This is a genomic window from Nitrosomonas sp. Is79A3 (assembly GCF_000219585.1).
Lineage (GTDB): Bacteria > Pseudomonadota > Gammaproteobacteria > Burkholderiales > Nitrosomonadaceae > Nitrosomonas.
Genome location: NC_015731.1, coordinates 574511 through 596193, shown reverse-complemented (window position 1 = coordinate 596193; position 21683 = coordinate 574511). Strand labels below are relative to the sequence as shown.

Annotated in this window: 24 protein-coding genes; 13 read left to right on the top strand and 11 right to left on the bottom strand. The window is 48.7% G+C overall.

Annotation, left to right across the window (positions count from 1 at the left end; translation table 11 throughout):
* Window positions 1-10: 10 nt before the first annotated feature.
* The 3 genes from NIT79A3_RS02730 to NIT79A3_RS02720 form a co-directional block, all read right to left on the bottom strand.
* The gene (locus tag NIT79A3_RS02730; RefSeq protein WP_013964734.1) at window positions 11-1126 is read right to left on the bottom strand and encodes a glycosyltransferase family 2 protein; all 1116 of its coding nucleotides are present in this window, start codon (window positions 1124-1126) and stop codon (window positions 11-13) included.
* A 220-nt stretch (window positions 1127-1346) separates the two neighbouring features.
* Window positions 1347-2117 carry an FkbM family methyltransferase gene (locus NIT79A3_RS02725; RefSeq protein WP_348225696.1) on the bottom strand — a complete coding sequence of 257 codons (771 nt, stop codon included), beginning with the start codon at window positions 2115-2117 and terminating at the stop codon, window positions 1347-1349.
* Window positions 2118-2171: 54 nt separating this feature from the next.
* Window positions 2172-3437: a hypothetical protein gene (locus NIT79A3_RS02720; RefSeq protein ID WP_041360481.1), complete on the bottom strand. Its 1266-nt coding sequence runs from the start codon at window positions 3435-3437 to the stop codon at window positions 2172-2174.
* 283 nt (window positions 3438-3720) lie between these two features.
* Between NIT79A3_RS02720 and NIT79A3_RS02715 the strand changes: the two genes are divergently transcribed.
* The 8 genes from NIT79A3_RS02715 (at window position 3721) to NIT79A3_RS02680 (ending at window position 10047) form a co-directional block, all read left to right on the top strand.
* The gene (locus NIT79A3_RS02715) at window positions 3721-4470 is read left to right on the top strand and encodes a 3-deoxy-manno-octulosonate cytidylyltransferase (RefSeq protein ID WP_013964731.1); all 750 of its coding nucleotides are present in this window, start codon (window positions 3721-3723) and stop codon (window positions 4468-4470) included.
* Window positions 4471-4478: 8 nt separating this feature from the next.
* The gene (locus tag NIT79A3_RS02710) at window positions 4479-5249 is read left to right on the top strand and encodes an aldolase/citrate lyase family protein (RefSeq protein WP_013964730.1); all 771 of its coding nucleotides are present in this window, start codon (window positions 4479-4481) and stop codon (window positions 5247-5249) included.
* On the top strand, window positions 5246-6184 hold the full coding sequence (locus tag NIT79A3_RS02705; RefSeq protein ID WP_013964729.1) for a phosphoglycerate dehydrogenase: 939 nt from the start codon (window positions 5246-5248) through the stop codon (window positions 6182-6184). Before NIT79A3_RS02710 ends, NIT79A3_RS02705 begins: the two co-directional genes overlap by 4 nt.
* Window positions 6185-6188: 4 nt before the next feature.
* On the top strand, window positions 6189-7118 hold the full coding sequence (locus NIT79A3_RS02700) for an NAD(P)-dependent oxidoreductase (protein WP_013964728.1): 930 nt from the start codon (window positions 6189-6191) through the stop codon (window positions 7116-7118).
* A 2-nt stretch (window positions 7119-7120) separates the two neighbouring features.
* Window positions 7121-7762 carry an HAD-IA family hydrolase gene (locus NIT79A3_RS02695; protein ID WP_013964727.1) on the top strand — a complete coding sequence of 214 codons (642 nt, stop codon included), beginning with the start codon at window positions 7121-7123 and terminating at the stop codon, window positions 7760-7762.
* A 16-nt stretch (window positions 7763-7778) separates the two neighbouring features.
* A complete protein-coding gene (pgl, locus tag NIT79A3_RS02690; RefSeq protein ID WP_013964726.1) occupies window positions 7779-8483 on the top strand; it encodes a 6-phosphogluconolactonase in 705 nt (234 codons plus the stop codon).
* Window positions 8484-8657: 174 nt separating this feature from the next.
* Window positions 8658-9596: a hypothetical protein gene (locus NIT79A3_RS02685; RefSeq protein ID WP_013964725.1), complete on the top strand. Its 939-nt coding sequence runs from the start codon at window positions 8658-8660 to the stop codon at window positions 9594-9596.
* A 25-nt stretch (window positions 9597-9621) separates the two neighbouring features.
* Window positions 9622-10047, top strand: coding sequence for a hypothetical protein (locus NIT79A3_RS02680; RefSeq protein WP_156796991.1), 426 nt, complete (start codon window positions 9622-9624; stop codon window positions 10045-10047).
* A gap of 363 nt (window positions 10048-10410) precedes the next feature.
* Here the strand turns inward: NIT79A3_RS02680 and NIT79A3_RS02670 are convergent, their stop codons facing one another.
* Window positions 10411-10605, bottom strand: a complete 195-nt coding sequence (locus tag NIT79A3_RS02670) for an addiction module protein (RefSeq protein ID WP_013964723.1) — start codon at window positions 10603-10605, stop codon at window positions 10411-10413.
* A gap of 65 nt (window positions 10606-10670) precedes the next feature.
* Window positions 10671-11591, bottom strand: coding sequence for a sulfotransferase domain-containing protein (locus NIT79A3_RS02665; protein WP_013964722.1), 921 nt, complete (start codon window positions 11589-11591; stop codon window positions 10671-10673).
* Window positions 11592-11769: 178 nt separating this feature from the next.
* Here NIT79A3_RS02665 and NIT79A3_RS02660 point away from each other — a divergent pair, with 178 nt between their 5' ends.
* Together NIT79A3_RS02660 and NIT79A3_RS02655 are read left to right on the top strand one after the other, a co-directional pair.
* Window positions 11770-12063 (top strand): BrnT family toxin, encoded by a 294-nt coding sequence (locus NIT79A3_RS02660; protein ID WP_013964721.1) that lies wholly within the window; start codon window positions 11770-11772, stop codon window positions 12061-12063.
* On the top strand, window positions 12047-12367 hold the full coding sequence (locus tag NIT79A3_RS02655; RefSeq protein WP_013964720.1) for a hypothetical protein: 321 nt from the start codon (window positions 12047-12049) through the stop codon (window positions 12365-12367). Before NIT79A3_RS02660 ends, NIT79A3_RS02655 begins: the two co-directional genes overlap by 17 nt.
* A 161-nt stretch (window positions 12368-12528) precedes the next feature.
* On the opposite strand, the gene NIT79A3_RS02650 is transcribed toward NIT79A3_RS02655, so the two are convergent.
* Window positions 12529-12951, bottom strand: a complete 423-nt coding sequence (locus tag NIT79A3_RS02650) for an acyl-CoA thioesterase (RefSeq protein WP_013964719.1) — start codon at window positions 12949-12951, stop codon at window positions 12529-12531.
* Window positions 12952-13123: 172 nt separating this feature from the next.
* On the opposite strand from NIT79A3_RS02650, the gene NIT79A3_RS02645 reads away from it, so the two are divergent.
* Entirely contained in the window at window positions 13124-13963 is an 840-nt protein-coding gene (locus NIT79A3_RS02645) for a ferritin-like domain-containing protein (RefSeq protein ID WP_013964718.1), read from the top strand.
* Between the two features lie 25 nt (window positions 13964-13988).
* Here the strand turns inward: NIT79A3_RS02645 and metW are convergent, their stop codons facing one another.
* The 5 genes from metW to NIT79A3_RS02620 all read right to left on the bottom strand — a co-directional run bounded on the left by metW (window position 13989) and on the right by NIT79A3_RS02620 (window position 18283).
* Window positions 13989-14603 (bottom strand): methionine biosynthesis protein MetW, encoded by a 615-nt coding sequence (gene metW, locus NIT79A3_RS02640; protein ID WP_013964717.1) that lies wholly within the window; start codon window positions 14601-14603, stop codon window positions 13989-13991.
* 22 nt (window positions 14604-14625) lie between these two features.
* The gene (locus tag NIT79A3_RS02635) at window positions 14626-15753 is read right to left on the bottom strand and encodes a homoserine O-acetyltransferase (RefSeq protein ID WP_013964716.1); all 1128 of its coding nucleotides are present in this window, start codon (window positions 15751-15753) and stop codon (window positions 14626-14628) included.
* A 142-nt stretch (window positions 15754-15895) separates the two neighbouring features.
* Window positions 15896-17623, bottom strand: a complete 1728-nt coding sequence (ptsP, locus tag NIT79A3_RS02630) for a phosphoenolpyruvate--protein phosphotransferase (protein WP_013964715.1) — start codon at window positions 17621-17623, stop codon at window positions 15896-15898.
* The gene (locus NIT79A3_RS02625; RefSeq protein ID WP_013964714.1) at window positions 17620-17889 is read right to left on the bottom strand and encodes an HPr family phosphocarrier protein; all 270 of its coding nucleotides are present in this window, start codon (window positions 17887-17889) and stop codon (window positions 17620-17622) included. The genes ptsP and NIT79A3_RS02625 overlap by 4 nt, the downstream gene beginning before the upstream one ends.
* A complete protein-coding gene (locus tag NIT79A3_RS02620; protein WP_013964713.1) occupies window positions 17879-18283 on the bottom strand; it encodes a PTS fructose transporter subunit IIA in 405 nt (134 codons plus the stop codon). The genes NIT79A3_RS02625 and NIT79A3_RS02620 overlap by 11 nt, the downstream gene beginning before the upstream one ends.
* Window positions 18284-18560: 277 nt before the next feature.
* Between NIT79A3_RS02620 and NIT79A3_RS02615 the strand changes: the two genes are divergently transcribed.
* Both NIT79A3_RS02615 and lysS read left to right on the top strand, forming a co-directional pair.
* Window positions 18561-19766 (top strand): diguanylate cyclase, encoded by a 1206-nt coding sequence (locus NIT79A3_RS02615; RefSeq protein ID WP_156796990.1) that lies wholly within the window; start codon window positions 18561-18563, stop codon window positions 19764-19766.
* Between the two features lie 287 nt (window positions 19767-20053).
* Window positions 20054-21562 (top strand): lysine--tRNA ligase, encoded by a 1509-nt coding sequence (gene lysS, locus NIT79A3_RS02610; protein ID WP_013964711.1) that lies wholly within the window; start codon window positions 20054-20056, stop codon window positions 21560-21562.
* The last annotated feature ends 121 nt before the right edge of the window (window positions 21563-21683 follow it).

The following is a 21683-nucleotide window of genomic DNA, read 5'->3' as shown; positions in this document are numbered from 1 at the left end:
AACATTGCAATTATTCCAGATTCTGTTTGATAATCTCTTGCTTTAATACGGGTTTCTCTGGAAATTCCTGCTGCGAATCTGATAAACGTCCGGCAAATTCAAACTGCCCCGCTTCCCATTTCCGTATTTCCAGGTTACGCACACGAGCAAAAAGTACTAATAGAATCTGCAACAATACGGGTGCACCCGGCAAAATCCACACTGCAGAAATACGCTTGTCCACGCGAGACCGGCCGCGTAGCATCAGTCCGATTGCCATTTTGATGCTTGCTGTACCGTTCCGCATCTGCAGACAAGATAACTGGGGTAATGGCAAGGGTGTCAGCCAATGAATGCCGCCACCTTGCCGCAACACCTGATCAATTGAGTCTGCCAGTTGCACAGATAAATCAGCCAATGTGTAGGGGCCTGAAACCAGCAGAATATTGCGGCGTGCTTCAGGATAACGCGAAAGATATAATGCACGGTTACGCTTCGCCAATACCCGATACGACCGGCCGCGTCCAAACGATGCGCCCCCAGCATGGTGGATGGACGCATCCGGATGCACACCCATACGCCATCCTTGCTGAACCAAACGACGTCCCAGATCAGTATCTTCAAAATAACCCCGGCCAAACTGCACATCAAATCCGCCCATTGCGGCAAATAGATTGCGCCGGATTAAAAAAGCATACCCTTGAAAGCGATACGTGGCGATATACCCCCCCGGTCGGCGTTGATAGCGATCCAGTTTAGATCTGGCAGAATTGTCATGCGCTGGACTGATAACCGCCAATTCCGGATCAGCCGCAAAAGCTTCGCACAATAGCGGCAAGAAATTTTCGTCAATTTCGGTATCCGAATTAAGCACGAGCACCAAATCGGCATCCGAGCGTGCCACCGCGTCATTGACCGATTTGCCAAACCCCTGATTTTCGGGCGCGTGATAAACATGAAGCTGCTGGTAACACAAGTGATCGAGCATCGCACAAGTCTCTGTGTCGGATGCATCGTCTTGAATATAAATAGTCCTAATCGACGGACCCAGAACAGTGACAGCAGAATCAATACACCGCTTTGTCAACTCTGGCGCATTATAGACAGGTATGATGACATCAACAGAAGGCGCAACGGGTGTATTCATAAATTGTAAGCAAGCGTTCTTGCAACCGTCCGAGTATGTCTAAAACATGAAGCGATACAAAATAAGAACCTGCAGGCTAGCAGGCCGTTGAAAAACGTTTTCGAGGCAGCCGATACAAGGCAAAAACAGGCGAAAAAGCGCAGTTTATGCATAATAAATGAGCATTTTGAGTCTGTTTTTAACACCGCAGCGGCAACGCAGATAGTTTTTCAACGGCCTGCTAGATCCTTTCAAAAATCAGATACGCCTCTCCCCAGTTCCGGGTTGATCGCTGTTTCACTTCAAGACCGGCTTGTTTCATCAAAGCGATCGCTTTCGCCTGCTCTTCATCAGTACCTAGCTCGATAATAACAGACCGTAACGCAGGATGCGCCAATACAGACTCCGCGCCTTTCAGAATGGAAATTTCGATGCCATCGACATCGATCTTGATATAATTCGGATAGGGGAATCCCCACTTACTGCATAAATCATCTAACGTCACACCAAACATTCCTTGGATGTGCGTGGCTGACATTTTCAAGTTCTCAATGTCTTCTTCTTTTCCAAATTGCGATCGATTACCACCCGGGATAAATTTGGGGATATACAATTTGGAAAATTCGCTTTGCCCGGAAACCGCAACACAATACGATAAAATATTTTCTTTGAGATTGTTAAAATAAATATTTTTGTTCAGTGCGTAGTAATTATTACTTTGCGGCTCAAACGCATAAACCTGAATCTTGCCGCCATATTTTTTGGCCGGGTATAAGGAATATTGACCAATGTTGGCGCCAATATCAAAATAACAGGAGTTGGGTTCAAAACTATCCAGCCAATCCAGTGTATCCGGTTCTTTGATCGAATAAGTCCTTGCACGGTTAAGTGTGCGTAAATGATCGACTGAAATTAGAATGCGCTGATCTCTAACCTGCACATCTGCATACCCGCCTTTTAGTTTATATGCCGCCACAATCAACTCATTCAATATATCTTTGGCCAGCATCATGATCCCTTTTTCAAGTTATAGGGGTAATCTAATTAGGTGGGAACGTAAAACAGTTCAACTTGCAGATTGCTCAAGTAACGCGACATAACGGGGCAGTACGTCGGCATCCGGGAAATCCAGCATTTCCTTTAAAAAGCGCTGCCGATGTTCTTCAATATAGAAGGAGTCACAACCATTGGTTAAAAAATAATTGATTTTTTCATATACATCATCGCGGCATTTCATCTCTGTTTCCGGCATGTAATACGCCACAGCCGAACGGGCTGCGATTAAATAATCAGCCGCCAATACCGGCTTTTTTGCCCTGACGGCTTCAAATACCACCGAAGTAGCCAAATCAATAATCACATCGGACCAGTTCATCAAATGCACCGAATGCGCATCATCGCTCGCAACACGTACATTCGGCAATTGCTTGATCGAACTGTCTTTAGTCAGGGATTGCTTCCAACCGCTCCGCGTATGCGGTTTAATGATCAATTCCACACCGGGAAATTCGGCAATCATATGAACCACTTCGCCAACTTCTTCCCAAAATGTCGTAAAGTTGGATTTTCTGAGGAACATGACAATTTTAAGGCGGCTATCCGAGCGGACAAGAGGCGAAGGCGGCATCAATCCGGCAAGTATTTTTAGCCATTCTTCACAATATCGCGGCGAACCTAATACGGCAAGTTGATTACCATCCAGAAATGGACGAAAACGAATGGAACATAACTCGTTGGGCACCACCACCCGATCAAATATCTTGGCTGCCGAAAATGTAATGTCTGGCTTCAAGTGCCTTTCACCACGGCGAATCAATTGACTGGCATGCGGACTATCACCATGCGGCAAGGAAACCGTACCGAGGCCTCTTGCTTTTGCCATCGCTACCACCACTTCAACCCATTCCACACAAATCACCGAATTCCGCTCAATCCAGTCAAAAGCCACAACCCCTTTGCCCGCATCGCCAAAACATCTGTTCAACAGGAATTCCGCGGTATGCCGCCACAACGGTTCACGCTGTTTCTCATCATAGCGGTCTGCCAGTTTCTCCGCCAACCGGCCAAGAACTTTTATGCGCCGGACATTGCGCGTCAACATCAGCATTTGCAAGCGCCATTTTAAATACTCGACCAGCGGAAACAGCTCCTTCATATGCGCGACACGCACACCTTCGAGTTGGCTTAAATATTTAATGCGGAAATCGCGACGGAATTGCGTTGAACCAATCAGTACCACATCACATTGGTGTCCCGATCCAATCCACTTGTAAATGACCGGGGTAACATGATCAATATCGTTATAATGTCGAAGAAAGAAAAGGGCTTTCATAGCCATGATAAGGTTTCAGAAATATTCAGGATATGCAGCATCTCTATTATTTTCCCAGTTTAAACAGAAGACTCTATGAAGCGCGATCATTCTACTCTTGCAATTATTCAATTACCAGCAACGTGGCCATGTCCGCTTCGGGATAAAATCACAGCATGCAAGAAATTCGTTAAATTTAACAATAAGTATTGCCCAAGAAACAAGAAAAACCTGATAATCAGCAAGTAGCCTCTGAGTGTAACTTTTTATACGCGCAAATATTAACCAACCACACGACAATTCAATGAGAACAATCGCTGTAATACCCGCCCGCATGGGTTCATCACGTTTCCCCGGCAAACCCATCGCAAAAATATTGGGCCGCCCGATGATTGAACATATCTATAAGCGCGTCGCCATGAGCAAATCGCTCGATGCCACCTACATTGCTACCTGCGATGAAGAAATCCGGCAAATCGCGGAAGGTTTTGGCGCGAAGGTGATTATGACCGCCGATACGCACGAACGCGCCAGTGATCGCGTGGCCGAAGCTGTCACCCAACTGGAAGCGGATCTGATTGTCATGGTGCAAGGGGATGAACCGATGACACACCCGAACATGATTGATACCGCCGTGGCGCCGTTTAAACATGATCCGCAGTTGGGTTGCGTCAATCTGGTGCGCAAAATTGATCACGAAGCCGATTATCTGGACGTCAACACCATCAAAGTAGTGATGAATCAGCAAGGTGACGCGCTGTACATGTCGCGCCGCCCGATTCCGTCATTGGCCAAAAGCGGCTTTGCTGATACCGCCGCATATAAACAAGTATGCATTATCCCGTTTCGCCGCGCTACGTTGTTTCAATACACCCATTTAACCCCCACACCGCTGGAGCAATTGGAATCGGTCGACATGCTGCGCCTGCTCGAACATGGCTTCCAGGTTAAAATGGTACACACCGAATATAATACCCAGGCGGTGGATACCACGGCGGATCTAGCACGTGTCGAGAAACTGATGGAATCAGACCCGCTACTCACCCGCTATTAGGAATAATCATGTCATTAAAATCAAGATTGAGCCGGTCCGAATTAACCATTGGCTCATGGGTCACACTGGGCCATCCATCGATTGCCGAAATCATGGCGGCGGCGGGATTTGACTGGCTGGTACTGGACATGGAACACAGCGTGCTGGAACTCAGCGAAGTGCAATCCCTTATTCAGGTGCTGGACGGCAAACAATGCCCGGCCATCGTGCGCCTGACCTCAAATCACCCCGATCAGATCAAACGCGTCATGGACGCCGGAGCAACCGGCGTGATGGTGCCGATGATCAAATCCGCCGTTGACGCCAGAGCTGCCGTCGATGGTGTGTATTATCCGCCACGCGGGCAACGCGGCGTCGGCCTTGCGCGCGCTCAGGGCTATGGCAACAGTTTCCAGGCTTACCGGCAATGGCTGGATGAAAATGCGGTAATCGTCGTGATGATCGAACATGTCGATGCGGTCAAAGCCATTGATAGCATTCTGGCTGTGCCAGGTATCGATGCCTATATCATCGGCCCGTATGATTTGTCTGGTTCGATGGGACGCCCCGGCGATCTCAACCATCCGGATGTGCAGGCTGCCATTGCGCAAGTTCTGGAAGCTGGCCGCCGCGCCAACAAACCCGGCGGCATCCATGTCATCGAACCGGATCTGGAAGCACTGCAACAACGTATTCAGGCCGGCTTTAACTTTCTCGGCTATGGCCTGGATATACGTATTCTGGATTCCATTTGCCGCACTCACTTACAAAGTATCCGCGCAACACTGAAAACGCCATGAGTTCATTTGCCATTTCCACTTCTTCTTTCGACATTGACAATAACCCGCCGATTCAGCAACTCCTGCAAAACGGCATGCAAGTAACCACCAATCCGCACCGGCGCAAACTCACCGAGGATGAGATTATTGAATTACTGCAGGAAGGCGCAACCGGCCTGATCGCCGGGATTGAACCACTGACCGAGCGCGTATTTCAGTCTGCCAGCAATCTAAAAGTCATCTCGCGCTGCGGTGCCGGGTTAGACAGTGTCGACTTGGCGGCGGCAAAGAAACATGGCATTGCGGTTTTCAACACGCCGGAAGCACCCGCACAAGCCGTAGCTGAGCTGACAATGGGGCTGATATTGACTCTGCTGCGGCAAATCCGCCAGATTGATCAATCGGTGCGCAACGGCGAGTGGCCGCGCACGCAAGGCCGTCTGCTGGCCGCGCAAACCGTCGGCATCATCGGCATGGGACATATCGGCCGGCGTGTTGCACGCCTGTGCCAAGCATTTGAAGCCACAGTGATTGCGCACGACCCGTATGCAAGTCAAGTGCCTGCCGATGTCGCATTGATATCCCTGGAGCAATTGCTGGCCACTGCGGACATTATCACGTTGCATCTGCCTTATGGGCCGGAAACACACCATCTGCTGAATGCCAAGGCATTCACAACCATGAAACCTGAAGCGATTGTCATCAATGCCGCACGCGGCGGATTGGTCGACGAAGACGCACTCTTAGCAGCATTACAAACAGGCAAAGTCAGCGCCGCTGCCTTGGATGTGTTCGAGCAGGAACCTTATCATGGTCCATTAATCGAAAGCGGCAACGTCATCCTGACGTCGCATGTCGGCTCTCTTGCCCGGGAATCACGCCAACTGATGGAAATTGAAGCGGCTGAGAACCTGCTGCAGGGTTTAATCAAAGCAGGTCTAATCAATAACGGATAACACTATGGTGAATGAAACGGTTGTTGTATTTGGCGCCAGCGGTTTTTTGGGCAGCCATGTTGCCGACGCGTTATCGGCCGCAGGTTACCGGGTACGGTTATTTGACCGCAGCCCATCGCCCTATCTTAAAAGTAATCAGGAAATGATCATTGGCGATATCATGAATCTCGACCAAGTGATCGAGGCTGCCAAGGGAACATCCATCGTGTATAACTTTGCCGCGATTGCGGATATTGATGAAGCCAACGACAAGCCCATTCCCACCGCAACCATCAATGTGCTGGGCAACATGCACGCTTTGGAAGCCGCGCGCATTGCTGGAGCCCGCCGTTTTGTGTTCGCCAGCAGCATTTATGTTTATTCCGAATCCGGTTCTTTCTATCGCGCCAGCAAGCAGGCTGCGGAACGCTTCACGGAAACCTACCACGAGCGCTACGGTCTGGACTACAGCATTCTGCGCTATGGCTCGCTGTATGGCCGGCGCTCGGATAAACGCAACGGCATCTATCGCATGCTGCACGAAGCCGTCGCCCATCACTCCATTACCTACAAAGGCAGCGGCGACGCCATGCGGGAATATATCCATGTGGAAGATGCCGCGCGCATGAGCGTACAAATATTGGCGCCGGAATTTGCCAACCGCCACATGATTCTGACCGGCCAGGAAAGATTGCGCATCAAAGAGGTCATGACAATGATCTCGGAAATCCTGCCGTGGCCGGTTGAATTGCATTTTGACGAAGCCAACACCGTGCACCACTACGAAATTACACCCTACGCGTTTCAACCCCGCGTTGGCCGCAAGCTGGTTCTGAATGAACACGTCGATCTGGGACAAGGCATACTCGATTGCCTGCGGGAAATTCACCAAGACCTGCATCATGGCGATGAAAACGACGACGCCACCCCCGCCACCTCGGACAACCGCGCTTAATTATGAAAAATTTCGACTGGCAAGCGATCATTTTCGATTTTGACGGCGTCGTGGTGGAATCCGGAAAAATCAAAACCCAGGCGTTCGCGGAACTTTATCGTCCTTACGGTGAAGACATCGTCGCAGCAGTGGTGGAATTTCATACCCAGAACGGCGGCATGTCGCGCTACCGCAAATTCCGTCACTTTCAGGAACACTTCCTTTCAAAGCCCCCATTAACGGAAGCAGAAGAAAAACAACTGGATATCCGCTTTTCCGAACTGGTTGTCGAAGCCGTCATTGCCGCCGAGGCTGTGCCCGGCGCAGTCGAACTCATCCGTCAGCAATCCGGTAAAATTCCATTATTTGTCGCCTCCGGCACCCCGGAAACGGAACTTAAAGTCATCGTCGAACGCCGCGGGCTAGCACCTTACTTCACCGAAGTGCGTGGTGCACCGGCGCTCAAGAAAACCATCATCGCGGAAATTTTATCCGCGCATGCACTCAGCCCCGAATCGGTGCTGATGATCGGCGATGCCATGGCGGATTTGGAAGGTGCGCAAGCCAATAATACTGCTTTCCTGGGCCGCGTTTTTCCCGGCGACCCGAATCCTTTCCCTGCACACGTGAAAATCGTTCCCAATTTACGCGGATTAGTCGCGTAAGCGCATCAACTTCCCGATGCAACGCCATGTCTTCCCGAATATCGAGCAGCTGAGTCAAGCCTTTGCCAATTTTGCCGCAACCACGCTACAAAACACGCTAGCTCATAAACCCCAAGCCACACTGATCGTCCCCGGCGGCAACACGCCGCGTTACTACCTGCCCGCACTGGCAAAATGTGCATTACCCTGGGACCGAATCACCGTCACGTTGAGCGACGAACGCTGGGTTGACGTTACTGATGAACAATCCAACGAGCATTTGGTAAAACAGCACCTGATGAATCACCTCCCCGCAGACACACGCTTTATCGGACTCAAAACTCAACACAATGATCCTTTTGCTGCCGTCGATGAGATTCATCAGCGCTTGGATCAATTGCCGCTGCCATTGAGTTTGACGGTATTGGGTTTGGGAGAAGATGGGCATATTGCTTCGTTGTTTCCTGGGATGAATCCTGAATTGCTCTCTAGGCACCATTGCGTTGCTGTCGCACCGCCGATTGCACCCTCTTTGCGGATTAGTCTTTCGTTGGACATATTGGCTAATAGTGAGCATATTGCTCTGGTTGTTATTGGTAAAGCCAAACGCCAGTTGCTGGATCAATTGAATGAATATCCTGATTCGAAATTGCCAATTGCTTGGTTATTGCAACGCACTCAATCACCGGTTACGGTTTTTGAAACTGATAGAGATCGATTAGAGAGAAAAGTGGCAATTTAATCATCAAATTTATGGTTCAAATAATATATGTTATGATGAAAAACTGGATCAGCATATTACCTTATAAATTATATAGATATCATGAATACCGCCGTAGTAATTGTCATTTCTTGAGTAATATACTATGCCATTCCGAAAATCTAATTTTTGTTAAGCACCCAAAGGAGTACAGAGTTGACAAAAAGATTTTCGTTTCATCTCTTTCGCCTGAATATCGAAGACACCATCGATCTGTTCACCGAGAAAACGATAGCTCGAATACGTACTAATGCCGATATTTCTGCTGTGCTAAAAATGGCTACAGAGCAGGAGCAGGATCAGATTCAGAAGACTCGTTCTGCAGTTTTCAAATGGAGTGTCCGTGAATATAGGGATTTGTCGGAGATCAATTCCGATCGCCCGCTATTGTACATCGTGCTCGCGCGTAGTGTTCTTGAACGAGATGGAGCAATCGTCACTGATGATGGAATGTCAACGGGCACTTCGTCTCTGAATCCACCGCTCGCGAGCACAGCGGTTTGCCTCTTCGATCTTGCTCGCCACTTGGTTGCAGTCGAACACACAGGTGAGTTAGCGCCCACAGCTTGGAAAGATTTCTTCGAACGCGTCCTGGCCACGGCAGCAAATCGACTTGAACTATGGTCGAAGATCTCACTTGAGCCTATACCCGAACAAAATGGGATTGTTGGTCTGTTCCGGTCGTTCGAACGACTTACGCGTATGCGGGTAACCCTACGCATACCTAATCCAGAACTAAATCGCTATACCAAGTTGCTGTATGAGGATTTGGCAAACAGCGGCATCCGGGAGATGACACAAGATATGAAGAATCCGAACGGACTTTCCAAAGCCGAAGAGGCTCGCCCGTTTGCTTCCGCTGTGCTCGCCGAACAAGGATACAAAAAGGGCGATGTACAATTCGAAGGACTTCGGAATGGCTCTTTTGAACAGACCAGTTCAGGCTCTTCCGCGGCCCGAGGCAATGTTCGCGGCCTTCGTGATTATGTACGAGGCATGCACGCCACTGCCAAATCCAAAGAAACCCAAAATGTGCTTGTCGCCATAGCAGCAGAAATTGATCGCATTCACCCTATTCCTGATATCGATGAGTAGGAAATTGGTTTTGTGGGGGTACGTAGTGGAACTCGTGGCAGCCGCGCTGATACTCGTTTGCCTATCGCTTTGGCTTTCAGCAGACTTGGTAGTGGATTTCGTGCGCATTGCTTCTATCGACATCGCCACCCTCTTTGGTGCAGTAATGTTCGCAGCAACCTTAGCATTCCTATGGTCCTTCTATGCAAAAATCGACACGCAATTCTATCGCTGGCTAGAGGAAAAGGGCGCCCTCACTGTTTACCTAAACGCTATAATCTATGCGGTAGGTGTAAGCTTCACCACAACAGCAGCGCTAGTAGTAGCGAAATACATTGAAGGACGAATAGTAGGTCTTATCGCTTGCTATTTTTTGCTCTTAGCCATCATCAATTTATATTCGCTAATATGCAACGTCGCAGGAATCATGCGCCTCAATGCGAAGTTCAACAGTATCAAGCGCGATACCTAGCCACTCCATGAAAGATATATTCCTACAAAATCCTATTGCTTCTAGCACGGTAGGATGTGCCAATATAAGGAGGCGCATTAATCGAGAGATAATCTAAATCAAAACCAAGGTAGAGCATGGCTCTTATTGCGCCAATGTAAATTCCGGTGCAATGCGCTTCGCTCATTGGCACCCTACTACTCGCGGCAGAGACTAAACCCCTGAACAGGTCATTCATACCTGCATCGAAAAAGCACACTATGTTTCCTGTCGTTTTCGCAGTGGCGCGGCTCAATGTCTGTGTTAGCGGGGCCTCCACAAGAATCTTTACCCGGCGCACGATCAGCCGCCAATTCGTGCCTGCATTCGCCGCCGAAATTCATCTCAATCAATCAATTTCGCGGTACTCGCATCAATTTCAGCAAGACGGCGCAGAATTTCCTTCCTCCAAGCTTCCAATGCATCCGTATCATCGGGCGCATCCAGGCTTTTAACCAAAGCATGCGCCAACCCGGCACGTTCTGCTTCCGGTAACATGAGCGCTTCGGAATGAAGTTTGTTCAAAATTTCAGTTTTCATGAGTGCTCTGTAGAAATACAACCAATCCCTATAATAGCTAACTTATCGGTCAATCAAAAACCCCATCAAATCGTCCCACCATTCTCCAGCCATTTCCGGCAATCCGGAGTCAACGCACGCCCGCAAGCGGTGTCATAGAGCGCCAATTCTTCGTCAGAGAGTACGTCGCGCCAGCGATTATTGGTACCTTTGTGCATAAACGTCTCCGCTCCGCCCTTCCAGAACTGACCACCTCCCGGCGCATACAACTCGCCTTGGCGTTTCATCTCTTTAAAGGAGATCGCTTTGATGATGCCGCCCCAAGCTTGCTCGGGCACATCGATCTCCAGAAATGCAGCGATGCGGCGCACCTCACGCTCGGTATCCGCAAGCATGTCGCTGTAGTGGAACAACTGAATGTTGGGCAGGTGACGGAAATTCCACCAGGATTGAACATTGGAGAGGTGCGACCAGTACGGCCAGCCGTCGGTTTCCCACGCGAACGAGCCACGGGTTATCCAATTCCGCCAGAAGGTATGAATATCATCCGGCGGCGGCGGGAGTTCGTCCCCCATGCGCCCAGGCAGCATATTCAGGAGCATCAGCATCTCTTCCTTCATGCCGGTATAGTGATTCCACAACGACATGAAAACATCACGGGTATCGCGGGCGATATAGAGGTATTTAGTCTTTTCATTATAAGGCACGCCATCGAGCGGCAAGTGTGTCTTGATAAAGCGGCGATGCTGCTGCGCCTTCAGGTTGTTCAGAACCACTTCGAGTGGAATAACCCGCATGTCCAGCCACGGCGACATTTGCGCAGGCGGCGCCGGGAAATTCCCGTCCGGAAAGAGCAGATGCGCAACTATCGCTTGTGTCCACGTCGTGCCGGCTTTGTAGGACGTTGCGATGACGATATCATCAGCGCGCGATTCAAAATAATCCCAGCGCGTGCTGTCAAAATGGTGATTCTGGTAAATATGCGTGCGTTGGGGTAGATTCAGCATTTCGGTAACCTGTGATTAAATGTTATCAACATATAGGGACACACCCGATTTGGCAAGCGATTGCGGTGTGAGGATAAAAGATTAGTCAGCACGGCTTCGATCACTTGGACTCATATTTCCTAACTGCTATCCTATACAAATAGGTGACATTAGGCACACACCAATATAAACTACCCCTATGAAACCATTTCGTTGGAATCATGACAAAAATGAGGTGTTAAAAAAAGATCGCGGCATTTCATTCGAGGAAATAGTGCTGGCTATCGAAGCCGATGGTCTGCTGGATGAGTTGCATCACCCCAATCCGGAGAAATATCCTAATCAATATATTCTCGTCGTGGCACTCGATGGTTATGTTTACTTGGTACCCTACGTTGAAGAAACAGATTACTTCTTTCTGAAAACCGTAATTCCGAGCAGAAAGGCCACTCGAGAATACTTGTTAAGGAACAATTATGATGAAAAAACTTGATACCTATGAAGAAGATATTCTGACTGCTTTTGAAAAAGGCGAACTCAAGTCAATTTCACCTTCGAAGGAAAATCTGGCCAAATTCAAAGCAGCGGCTAGCGCTACTTTTACCAAGGACAAGCGAATCAATATTCGTTTATCTTCACCCGATCTAATGGATATTCAGGCACGAGCGCTGGAAGAAGGCATTCCGTACCAAACGTTTATCGCCAGCGTGTTACACAAATATGCCTCCGGCCGCCTGATTGAAAAGCCTTCCAGCCTGATTTCACGCCCAAAGCGACGCACTGGTCAGCACGGCTAACAGGCCGTTGAAAAACGTTTTCGAGGCAGCCGATGCAAGTCAAAAACAGGCGAAAAAGCGCAGTTTATGCGTGACAAATGAGCATTTTGAGCTTGTTTTTAACACCGCAGCGGCAACGCAGATAGTTTTTCAACGGCCTGCTAAGCTTTCATCCAATCCAATTATTCCTGCGGCACCACTTTAGGCCGCCGGTTGTTATCGATAGCGACGTAAGTCAGTACGGCCTCAGTCACTTTGATGCAAACCTCATCACCGCCTTCCCGCACGCCACGCTGCGCGTACACCGAGACATCGACGGTAATCGAAGTATGTCCCACTTTAATAATTTCGGCATAGAGGCTGACGATATCGCCGACAAACACAGGTTGTTTGAATACAAAAGAATTGACGGCCACCGTAGCAACCCGCCCGCGGGCGCGCCGGATAGCCGGGATACTGCCCGCCATATCCACTTGCGACATGATCCAGCCGCCGAAAATATCACCGGCATAGTTAGTATCCGATGGCATCGGCACCACGCGCAGTATGGGCTGACCTTCCGGCAACGGAACATGGAGTATGGGATCATTCGGTATGTTATGCATGACGGTATTTAGCTGATAAATAGAGATACTGCAAGAATACAATAATCCTCTCATCTAAGGTCAGTTTCTGTTTTTCCCAACCTCGCATTCAGCACGGCAATAAGTTCATTCGCTTTTCATTGGGAAACACTGGAGAATGGGGCCAGAAAAATATTCTAACTGGATCAGGCTTATGAAATCCCTATTTGAAACCGCCGAGCACTGCCTGATCGCCTGCGAAATCGAAGAAAAACTGCGTTTGGCCGGGCAAACGGCACAGACATGGCGTGACGGCTTATTGTCTTTAGATTGCAAAGACACGCCTGAACCGATTGGCGAGCCCGGACATCCGGGCAGACCTGTTCTGGTGGCACCCGACAAGGTACCCAAACGCGGCCTGGGTACCAAAGAGGGCATTTCCGCCCTAGTCCATGCAATGGCGCATATCGAATTCAACGCCGTTAATCTTGCCTGGGACGCCGTATATCGTTTCCGTGATTTACCTGAACAGTACTACAGCGATTGGATAAAAGTGGCGGAAGAGGAAGCTTATCATTTTCGATTGTTGCGCACGCGCTTGAATGAGCTGGGCACTGACTATGGAGAATTCACGGCACATAATGGTTTGTGGGATATGGCTAAGCGCACGGCATTTGATCCGATGGTGCGCATGGCGCTGGTGCCGCGTGTGCTGGAAGCCAGAGGATTGGATGTGACACCCGGCATTATCAAACGCTTGCGTCAGGCCGGTGACGAGAAGACGGCCGCAATGTTAGAAATCATTTTGCATGATGAAGTCGAGCATGTGGCGATCGGATCGCGCTGGTTTAAATATTTTTGTCAGCAACGCGGACTGGATTCAGAGCGGACCTTTCGAGAATTGATCAGCCAATACTTTACACGGCCGATATCCGGTCCATTTGATTATGCAGCCAGACAAAAAGCAGGGTTTACGATAGCCGAGCTAGAAGCGCTTGAATGCATGGAAATCTCCGCAGCGCATTGCAAAAAAAATTCATCGAATCGCGCTTAAACACCTAATTTGCCAGGAAACCCGATTACTCTCGCCGCTCAAAGCGGTAAAACGCCAGCATTCCCATCAGATTCGGCAGGAAATTAACCGGATGATCACCGTTCATCACCCTGCGTTCGAGAATACGCGCGTCACATTGCTGGCACAGCGCTTCAAAATCACCCAACGTGCATAAATGGATATTGGGCGTGTCATACCAATGATACGGCAGAGTTTTTGACACAGGCATATGCCCGGAAATAACCTGCATGCGGTTTTTCCAGTAGCCGAAATTTGGAAATGAAACAATGCCTTCCTTACCCACCCGCAGCATTTCCTGGATGATGCCTTCGGTATGGCGCATGGCCTGTAAAGTCTGGGACAGAATGACATAATCGAACGAATCCGATTCAAATCCGGACAGCCCTGTTTCCAGGTCATTCTGGATCACATTAATGCCATTACAAAAGCAACTGAGCAGATTGTCGTCGTCGATTTCCACGCCATAGCCAAAAACATTACGCGTATCGCGCAAATAGCGCAGCAGTGAGCCGTCGCCGCAGCCTAAGTCCAGAATCTTTGCGCCGGGTTTAATCCATTCGGCAATAGCAGCGAAATCCGGGCGTAATGCGATGGTTGATGGTGCTGTTGTATCAGTCATGGTTAATTAATCGCTCTTTCACTCAGGTAGAAACATTGTCCATATACGCCCGCACCAATTGATGGTAATACTGCGTTTCCATCAGAAACGAGTCATGGCCGTGGCTGGAAGTGATTTCCGCATAACTCACGTTAATCTTGTTATCCAGGAGCGCTTTAACAATCTCCCGGGAACGCTCCGGCGAGAAACGCCAATCCGTTGTAAACGATAAAATCAGGTAATTCGCCTTGGCAACCTGGAAAGCCGCGCTTAAATCACCCCCGTAGGCATTGGCCGGATCAAAATAATCCAACGCTTTGGTCATTAGCAGATAGCTATTGGCATCGAACAAATCCGCAAACTTGTCGCCTTGATAGCGCAAATAGGATTCGATTTCAAACTCGACATCAAAACCGAAAGAAAGCTCACTTTTACGCAGACTGCGCCCGAACTTTGCCGCCATCGAGTCATCGGAAAGATAAGTAATATGCCCCAGCATGCGAGCCAGCCGCAAGCCGCGTCTCGGTAAAGTGTCGTAAGCGTAGTAATTCCCGCCGTAAAATTCCTGGTCGGTCATAATCGCCTGGCGGGCTACATCGTTAAACGCGATATTTTGCGCCGTCAATTTGGCCGCCGCGGCAATCACCAGCGCATGGCGCACTTTCTCCGGATAATCCAGCGTCCACTGCATCGCCTGCATTCCGCCCAGACTGCCGCCAACTATTACGGCAAACTGTTCAATTCCCAGATGCTCGGCCAATTGGGCCTGAGTTTCCACCCAGTCTTCCACGGTAACAATAGGAAAGCTCGCGCCATAGTGTTTTCCAGTTTTCGTATCAATACTGGCGGGACCGGTAGAACCGTGGCAACCGCCCAGATTGTTCACACCGATCACAAAGAAACGATTGGTATCAATCGGCTTGCCCGGACCCACCATATTATCCCACCAGCCGTAGCTTTTTTCTTTATCCGCATACACACCGGCCACGTGGTGATTACCCGAAAGCGCATGACAAATTAGTACCGCATTGGATCGTGCTGCATTCAACTGCCCGTAGGTTTCATACACCAGATGATAGTTATCCAGCAGCAATCCGCTTTTCAACTGCAGCGGCTTGTCAATGGTTACATATTGCGGTGTCACAACACCAACTGATTTTGAATCTTGCATTTATATAAGGAAAATCCTGAAGAAATGACTAAATATCCTGTTGACAATTATATCGTCAATGAAACTGGCATACACTAGGGAAAACTCTGATAAACCCATCGGCTAGTGCACCATGATCGCATTTGGCTCTTTCAGAGTTTTTCTAATCATTCAACTTGGCCAGCAATGCCGCCATCTTTTCCGGCTGGTCCGTTTTCATGATCTTTTGTGTCAGCGGAATAATATCAGGCAAATGGCTTTTTAATATCTGGTTTTTCACTGTCAGCAGTTGCGCCGGATACATGGAGAATTGCTGCAGCCCGAAACCTAGAAGCAGCCGGGTAAACTGCTTATCACCGGCCATCTCACCACAAATCGACACAGGCACTTTGGCGTGATTGGCACTCTGAATAATATGCGAAACCAGCCACAATATGGCTGGGTGAAACGGATCATAAAGATGCGCCACCGCATCATCGATCCGGTCAACAGCCAGGGTATATTGAATCAGGTCATTGGTACCAATGGACAAAAAATCCAGCTTTCGCATAAAGAGATTCAGACTCAACGCAGCCGCTGGAATCTCAATCATCCCGCCGACTTTAATATGCTCATCAAAATGAATCTTCTCATCGCGCAAAGTCTGTTTCGCATATTCAATCAGATGCAGCGTTTGATCAATTTCCGCTACATGGGACAGCATCGGCACCAGAATACGGACATCGCCGTATTGAGACGCGCGCAAAATAGCGCGTAGCTGCGTATGAAACATTCTCGGCTCCGCCAGACTCAACCGGATTGCACGCAGCCCTAATGCCGGATTAGCCGCAACTTGTACGGTTCCTTTCAGACTTTTGTCCGCTCCCAGATCAAATGTGCGAATAGTAACCGGCTGTTTATGCATTTTGACTGCGACAGTCCGGTAAGCCTCAAATTGCTCCTCTTCATCCGGCAAGTCATCCCGATTAAGAAATAGAAACTCGCTGCGGAACAAACCGATACCTGTGGCACCGCTGGTTTTGACTTGTTCAATATCTTCCGGCAGTTCGATGTTGGCGTATAAATCGATCGGTGTGCCATCCAGTGTTACCGCAACAACGCTCTTAATACGCTGCAGCTTTTTTCTCTCCAGCTCCAGCTGGCCTTGCCGCAGGCGGTATTCGTCCAGAACATACTTATCCGGATTGACGATGACTATGCCATGCGTGCCGTCCACAATCAGGCGGTCATTTTCCAGAATTAACCGATGCGCCTGATGCAACGCTACGATAGAAGGGATATTGAGACTGCGCGCAACAATCGCGGTATGCGAGGTCTGACTGCCCAGATCGGTCAGGAAAGCGGTAAATTGATGCTGTTTGTATTGCATGACATCGGCAGGACTCAGATCATGCGCTACCAGAATACTATCGCCGGTCAGTCTCGATGCCACCGGCAAATAACCGGGGTGTCCCAGCATCGCTTTGAGCACACGCTCGACAACTTGCACCACATCGGCTTTGCGTTCGCGCAAATAAGCATCTTCGATTTCTTCAAACTGCGCCAGTAACACTTGCATTTGCTGCGTCAGCGCCCACTCCGCATTGCACTGGGTCTGTACAATCATGTTCCGGGTCGCTTCCGAAAGCGTCGGATCCTCCAAGATCATCAGATGCAAGTCCAGGAATGCACTAAACTCCGCCCGCGCATGACCATCGGCGACAGATTTTTGCAACGTCTCAAATTCTTTACGAACGACAGTAAAAGCACTATCCAAGCGTGCAATCTCTTTGTCTATCTGATTTTTTGGAATCAGATAGTGCATCACCTCTAAAGCAGCCGGTGCGGCCAAATGCGCATGCCCGATGGCAATGCCTTCCGATACGCCAATTCCTTGCAGGATAAAGCTCATTCGCCTTCACCAAAATAGTCTTCAACCAATGCCACCAACGCCGCCATCGCCTCAACCTCATCATCACCGGTCGTTTCGATCTGTAGGCGCGACCCTTTATTGGCCGCTAGCGTCATAACTCCCATAATACTTTTTGCATTTACGCGGCGATTATTCTTTGTCGCCCAGACTTCGCATTTGAATTGACTGGCCAGTTTGGTCAGTTTTGCAGATGCACGCGCATGCAATCCCAGTTTATTGACAATTTCCACTTCTTTAGTTTGCATGGCAAGGCTCCGTACCAATATGCATGACACCGCATTGGCCGCCGCTCAACCCTTTCTCGATCACCACAGGCAGCGGCTCATTACGATAAGTCAACACACGTACCAGCATAGGTAAATTGACGCCCGCGATACATTCCACTTTACCGGGTTGCGTTAACCGGCTGGCAATGTTGCAGGGTGTTGCGCCACACATATCACTCAGTACCAGCACCCCGTCGCCGCTATCCAGTTGCTTTATCATTTCACGCGCTCTGGTTAATACGGCATCGGGATCATCCTGTGGAAAAACGCTCAAATGCAGCAACTGCGGCGGCTTCATACCTACCACATGACTGGCGCAGCGAATCATATGATCCCCTAAATCTTCATGTGTAAGAACTAAAATCCCAATCATCTCGCTTTTATCCTGCCTCTGGTTTCGTAAACAACAATTTGAGAATTCTAGCATTGACAGTGCGTTAATACCCCGTGTTGTTGCATTTTCACATGAAAATACGTTCAAATGATTGTTCCGTCTCTTTATTCAACCACTCCCTTGTTCAATACGTTATATTTATTTCTATGAATTAATAATCTGAGGAATACTCAAAGTTTGATGCAGTGGTCAGCGTATACTGATAAATGAATGTCTTGATTTAATGTGCAACATTATTTTCATCGGTGGCAAAGACATGAAAAAGAATGATCGAATTTCAGCTCTGTGTAAAGCAGCCGAAGCGATGGCGCACGGCGATTTCACACCGGACATTCCAATCGGTGACGATGAAATTGGCCACCTGGGTAAGTCCCTCAAAAAACTATCCGCTTACCTCAAGAAACAGTCTGAAAGAAGCCAATCTCTCTATCGGATTATGGTTGAATGCAACCTCAATCTACAGTTGATCGATGTACTGAACCACATTTATGAATCCTTCCAGGACCATTTACCCTATGATCGGATTAGCTTGGCTTTACTTGAGAATGAAGGAAGTAAGCTTAAATTGCATTGGTCACGCGCTGATTATGACAAGCAAGAATTAATCACTGGCCTTGCAATCCCTATGTCTGACAGTGGCTTGCGAGCAATCATCGACATCAACGAAATGCTGATCATCGACGATTTAACCGCACATTTGGAAAAACACCCGGAATCCAGGCTCACGCAAGCAATTATTAAAGAAGGCATTCGCTCCTGCCTCATTTGTCCTTTGGTTGCCGATGGAAAACCCATTGGTTTCGTTTTCTTTTCTTGCCGCAAGAAAAGCATTTATAAAAACCTGCATAAGGATTTATCCCTGCAAATCGCCAGCCAAGTAGCGATCATTCTTGAGAAAACTCAGTTATACAAAGGAATAAAACTAAATAAACAACTCATCGCACAGAAAAAATCATTACAACAGCGCGTCACACATGATGCCTTAACCGGTTTGTTCAACCGCCCCGCCATATTTGATATCCTGCATAAACAAATCCTGCGTGCTAAACGAGGCGGACTGCAAATTGCGGTGATCATGATTGATATTGATTACTTCAAAACCATTAATGATACCTGCGGCCATCTCACGGGTGATGCGGTGTTATGCGAAATTGCCAGCCGCTTGACCCAATCAGCCCGTTCTCATGAATACATCGGACGCTATGGTGGTGAAGAGTTTCTGGCGATTATTTCGCCCTATGATCAAGCTGGTGCTCTGAAAGCCGCGGAAAGATTCCGCAATGCCATAGCCCGCGAGGAAATTAATGCCAATCAGACGCTGATTCCCGTCACGATCAGTTTGGGTGTGGCCATTGGCACAGAACCAGAAACACTGGACGAAAATCTGCTATTACGAAGAGCCGATGAAGCGCTTTACATAGCCAAGCATAAAGGGAGAAACCGGGTCGAAGTTGCAAGCTGACGCCGATTGCAATTCAATCCAGCCGGCCATCAGAATTCAGGAATTAAGGGCGCCTCTAAAAATTCAGAGTTCTAAACAAAACGAGGCGCGAGCAAAAAATGGTGACGCAGCATATAACTGATATGTAAGGAAACATTTTTTGTGAGCAACAAAGTGTTGTGACGAAATTTGGATTTTTAGAGGTGCCCTTAATACACTCGGTAACGAAACCCCTTGCTTGAGGGGTATAATTGCCGCTCAAATGACAAGCTTAACTCTATCCAATCTCTTCACTTAACACACATAACATGACCCAGGAAAATCCATCAGCCCCTCTTCAGGATGAAAATCAAATTATTGCTGAACGCCGCGCCAAACTGACCGAATTGCGGCAAGCAGGCAACGCTTTCCCGAATACCTTCCGGCGCGAGCATCTGGCAGCTACACTCCATCAGCAATTCGACGAATTCTCAAAAGAGAAACTGGAAGAACAACCAACTGTTGCAAAAGTGGCAGGACGCATGGCGTTAAAGCGCGTCATGGGCAAGGCCAGCTTTGCTACGATTCAGGATATGAGCGGGCGCATCCAGTTGTATATTTCGGATGACCATACCGGCGAAGCGGTGCATGCTGCATTCAAACACCATGACCTGGGCGACATCTTCGGCGCACAAGGCACGTTATTTAAAACCAAGACCGGCGAACTTTCGATCCGCGTGACTGATTTGCAATTGCTGACAAAATCGCTACGCCCGCTGCCGGAAAAATTTCATGGGCTGACCGATCAGGAACAGAAATATCGTATGCGCTACTTGGATCTGATCACGAATGAAGAAGCGCGTAAGGTGTTTACGATACGCTCCAAAGTGATACAGGCAATTCGAGAATTCTTCGTCGCACGCGATTATCTGGAAGTTGAAACCCCAATGATGCACCCGATTCCCGGCGGGGCCTCGGCGCGCCCTTTCTCCACGCATCATAATGCATTGGACATGGCGCTCTATTTACGCATTGCACCTGAGCTTTACCTGAAACGTCTGGTTGTCGGCGGTATGGAAAAAGTTTTTGAAATAAACCGCAATTTCCGCAACGAAGGGATCTCCACGCGGCACAATCCGGAATTCACCATGGTGGAATTCTATGAAGCCTATCAGGATTTTACTTACCTGATGGATTTCACGGAAAAAATGTTCTCCACCGTGGCTGAAAAAGTGCTCGGAACCACTCAGATCACTTACCAAGGCAAAGCAATCGATCTGGCGAAGCCATTTACGCGTTTAACCATTACCCAGGCGATTCAAAAATTCCATCCCGAATATTCTGAGGCGCAATTGCAGGATCGTGATTTCCTGATCAATAAATTGCAAACGTTGGGCATACACTTTAATTCGCACGACGGTATCGGCGGTTTGCAGTTGTCACTGTTTGACGAAACCACGGAACATTTACTGTTTGAACCCACATTTATCGTCGATTATCCGGCAGAAGTCTCACCGCTGGCACGTCGCAACGACAATAACCCTGAAATCACCGACCGCTTTGAGCTGTATATCGCCGGACGTGAAATTGCCAATGGATTTTCGGAATTAAACGATTCGGAAGATCAAGCAGTGCGCTTTCAAGAGCAAGCCAATGCCAAAGAGGCCGGCGATGCCGAGGCGATGCATTACGATGCGGATTATATCCGCGCACTGGAATACGGCTTGCCGCCCACGGCAGGTGAAGGCATTGGTATTGACCGTCTGGTCATGCTATTGACCGACAGTCCCAGTATTCGCGACGTGATTCTGTTTCCGCAACTAAGACGGGAGGATTAGGGTAATGTTGAATAATTCGCAACGGCCCTCCCTCAACTGCTACATGCGCTATGCTAAAAAACAATTGCACTTCAAAATCTAATCTACAAATTTTCTAGTTAATCCTTATGGCCTTTAGAAT

Coding starts and splice junctions, on each gene's coding strand:
- NIT79A3_RS02695 (WP_013964727.1), top strand. CDS start 7,121: ATGAAAAATTTCGACTGGCAAGCGATCATTTTCGATTTTGACGGCGTC.
- NIT79A3_RS02650 (WP_013964719.1), bottom strand. CDS start 12,951: ATGCATAACATACCGAATGATCCCATACTCCATGTTCCGTTGCCGGAA.
- lysS (WP_013964711.1), top strand. CDS start 20,054: ATGACCCAGGAAAATCCATCAGCCCCTCTTCAGGATGAAAATCAAATT.
- NIT79A3_RS02730 (WP_013964734.1), bottom strand. CDS start 1,126: ATGAATACACCCGTTGCGCCTTCTGTTGATGTCATCATACCTGTCTAT.
- ptsP (WP_013964715.1), bottom strand. CDS start 17,623: ATGAGCTTTATCCTGCAAGGAATTGGCGTATCGGAAGGCATTGCCATC.
- NIT79A3_RS02710 (WP_013964730.1), top strand. CDS start 4,479: ATGTCATTAAAATCAAGATTGAGCCGGTCCGAATTAACCATTGGCTCA.
- NIT79A3_RS02645 (WP_013964718.1), top strand. CDS start 13,124: ATGAAATCCCTATTTGAAACCGCCGAGCACTGCCTGATCGCCTGCGAA.
- NIT79A3_RS02715 (WP_013964731.1), top strand. CDS start 3,721: ATGAGAACAATCGCTGTAATACCCGCCCGCATGGGTTCATCACGTTTC.
- NIT79A3_RS02620 (WP_013964713.1), bottom strand. CDS start 18,283: ATGATTGGGATTTTAGTTCTTACACATGAAGATTTAGGGGATCATATG.
- NIT79A3_RS02665 (WP_013964722.1), bottom strand. CDS start 11,591: ATGCTGAATCTACCCCAACGCACGCATATTTACCAGAATCACCATTTT.
- NIT79A3_RS02655 (WP_013964720.1), top strand. CDS start 12,047: ATGATGAAAAAACTTGATACCTATGAAGAAGATATTCTGACTGCTTTT.
- NIT79A3_RS02700 (WP_013964728.1), top strand. CDS start 6,189: ATGGTGAATGAAACGGTTGTTGTATTTGGCGCCAGCGGTTTTTTGGGC.
- NIT79A3_RS02705 (WP_013964729.1), top strand. CDS start 5,246: ATGAGTTCATTTGCCATTTCCACTTCTTCTTTCGACATTGACAATAAC.
- pgl (WP_013964726.1), top strand. CDS start 7,779: ATGCAACGCCATGTCTTCCCGAATATCGAGCAGCTGAGTCAAGCCTTT.
- NIT79A3_RS02625 (WP_013964714.1), bottom strand. CDS start 17,889: ATGCAAACTAAAGAAGTGGAAATTGTCAATAAACTGGGATTGCATGCG.
- NIT79A3_RS02720 (WP_041360481.1), bottom strand. CDS start 3,437: ATGAAAGCCCTTTTCTTTCTTCGACATTATAACGATATTGATCATGTT.
- NIT79A3_RS02725 (WP_348225696.1), bottom strand. CDS start 2,117: ATGATGCTGGCCAAAGATATATTGAATGAGTTGATTGTGGCGGCATAT.
- NIT79A3_RS02635 (WP_013964716.1), bottom strand. CDS start 15,753: ATGCAAGATTCAAAATCAGTTGGTGTTGTGACACCGCAATATGTAACC.
- NIT79A3_RS02615 (WP_156796990.1), top strand. CDS start 18,561: ATGAAAAAGAATGATCGAATTTCAGCTCTGTGTAAAGCAGCCGAAGCG.
- NIT79A3_RS02670 (WP_013964723.1), bottom strand. CDS start 10,605: ATGAAAACTGAAATTTTGAACAAACTTCATTCCGAAGCGCTCATGTTA.
- NIT79A3_RS02660 (WP_013964721.1), top strand. CDS start 11,770: ATGAAACCATTTCGTTGGAATCATGACAAAAATGAGGTGTTAAAAAAA.
- metW (WP_013964717.1), bottom strand. CDS start 14,603: ATGACTGATACAACAGCACCATCAACCATCGCATTACGCCCGGATTTC.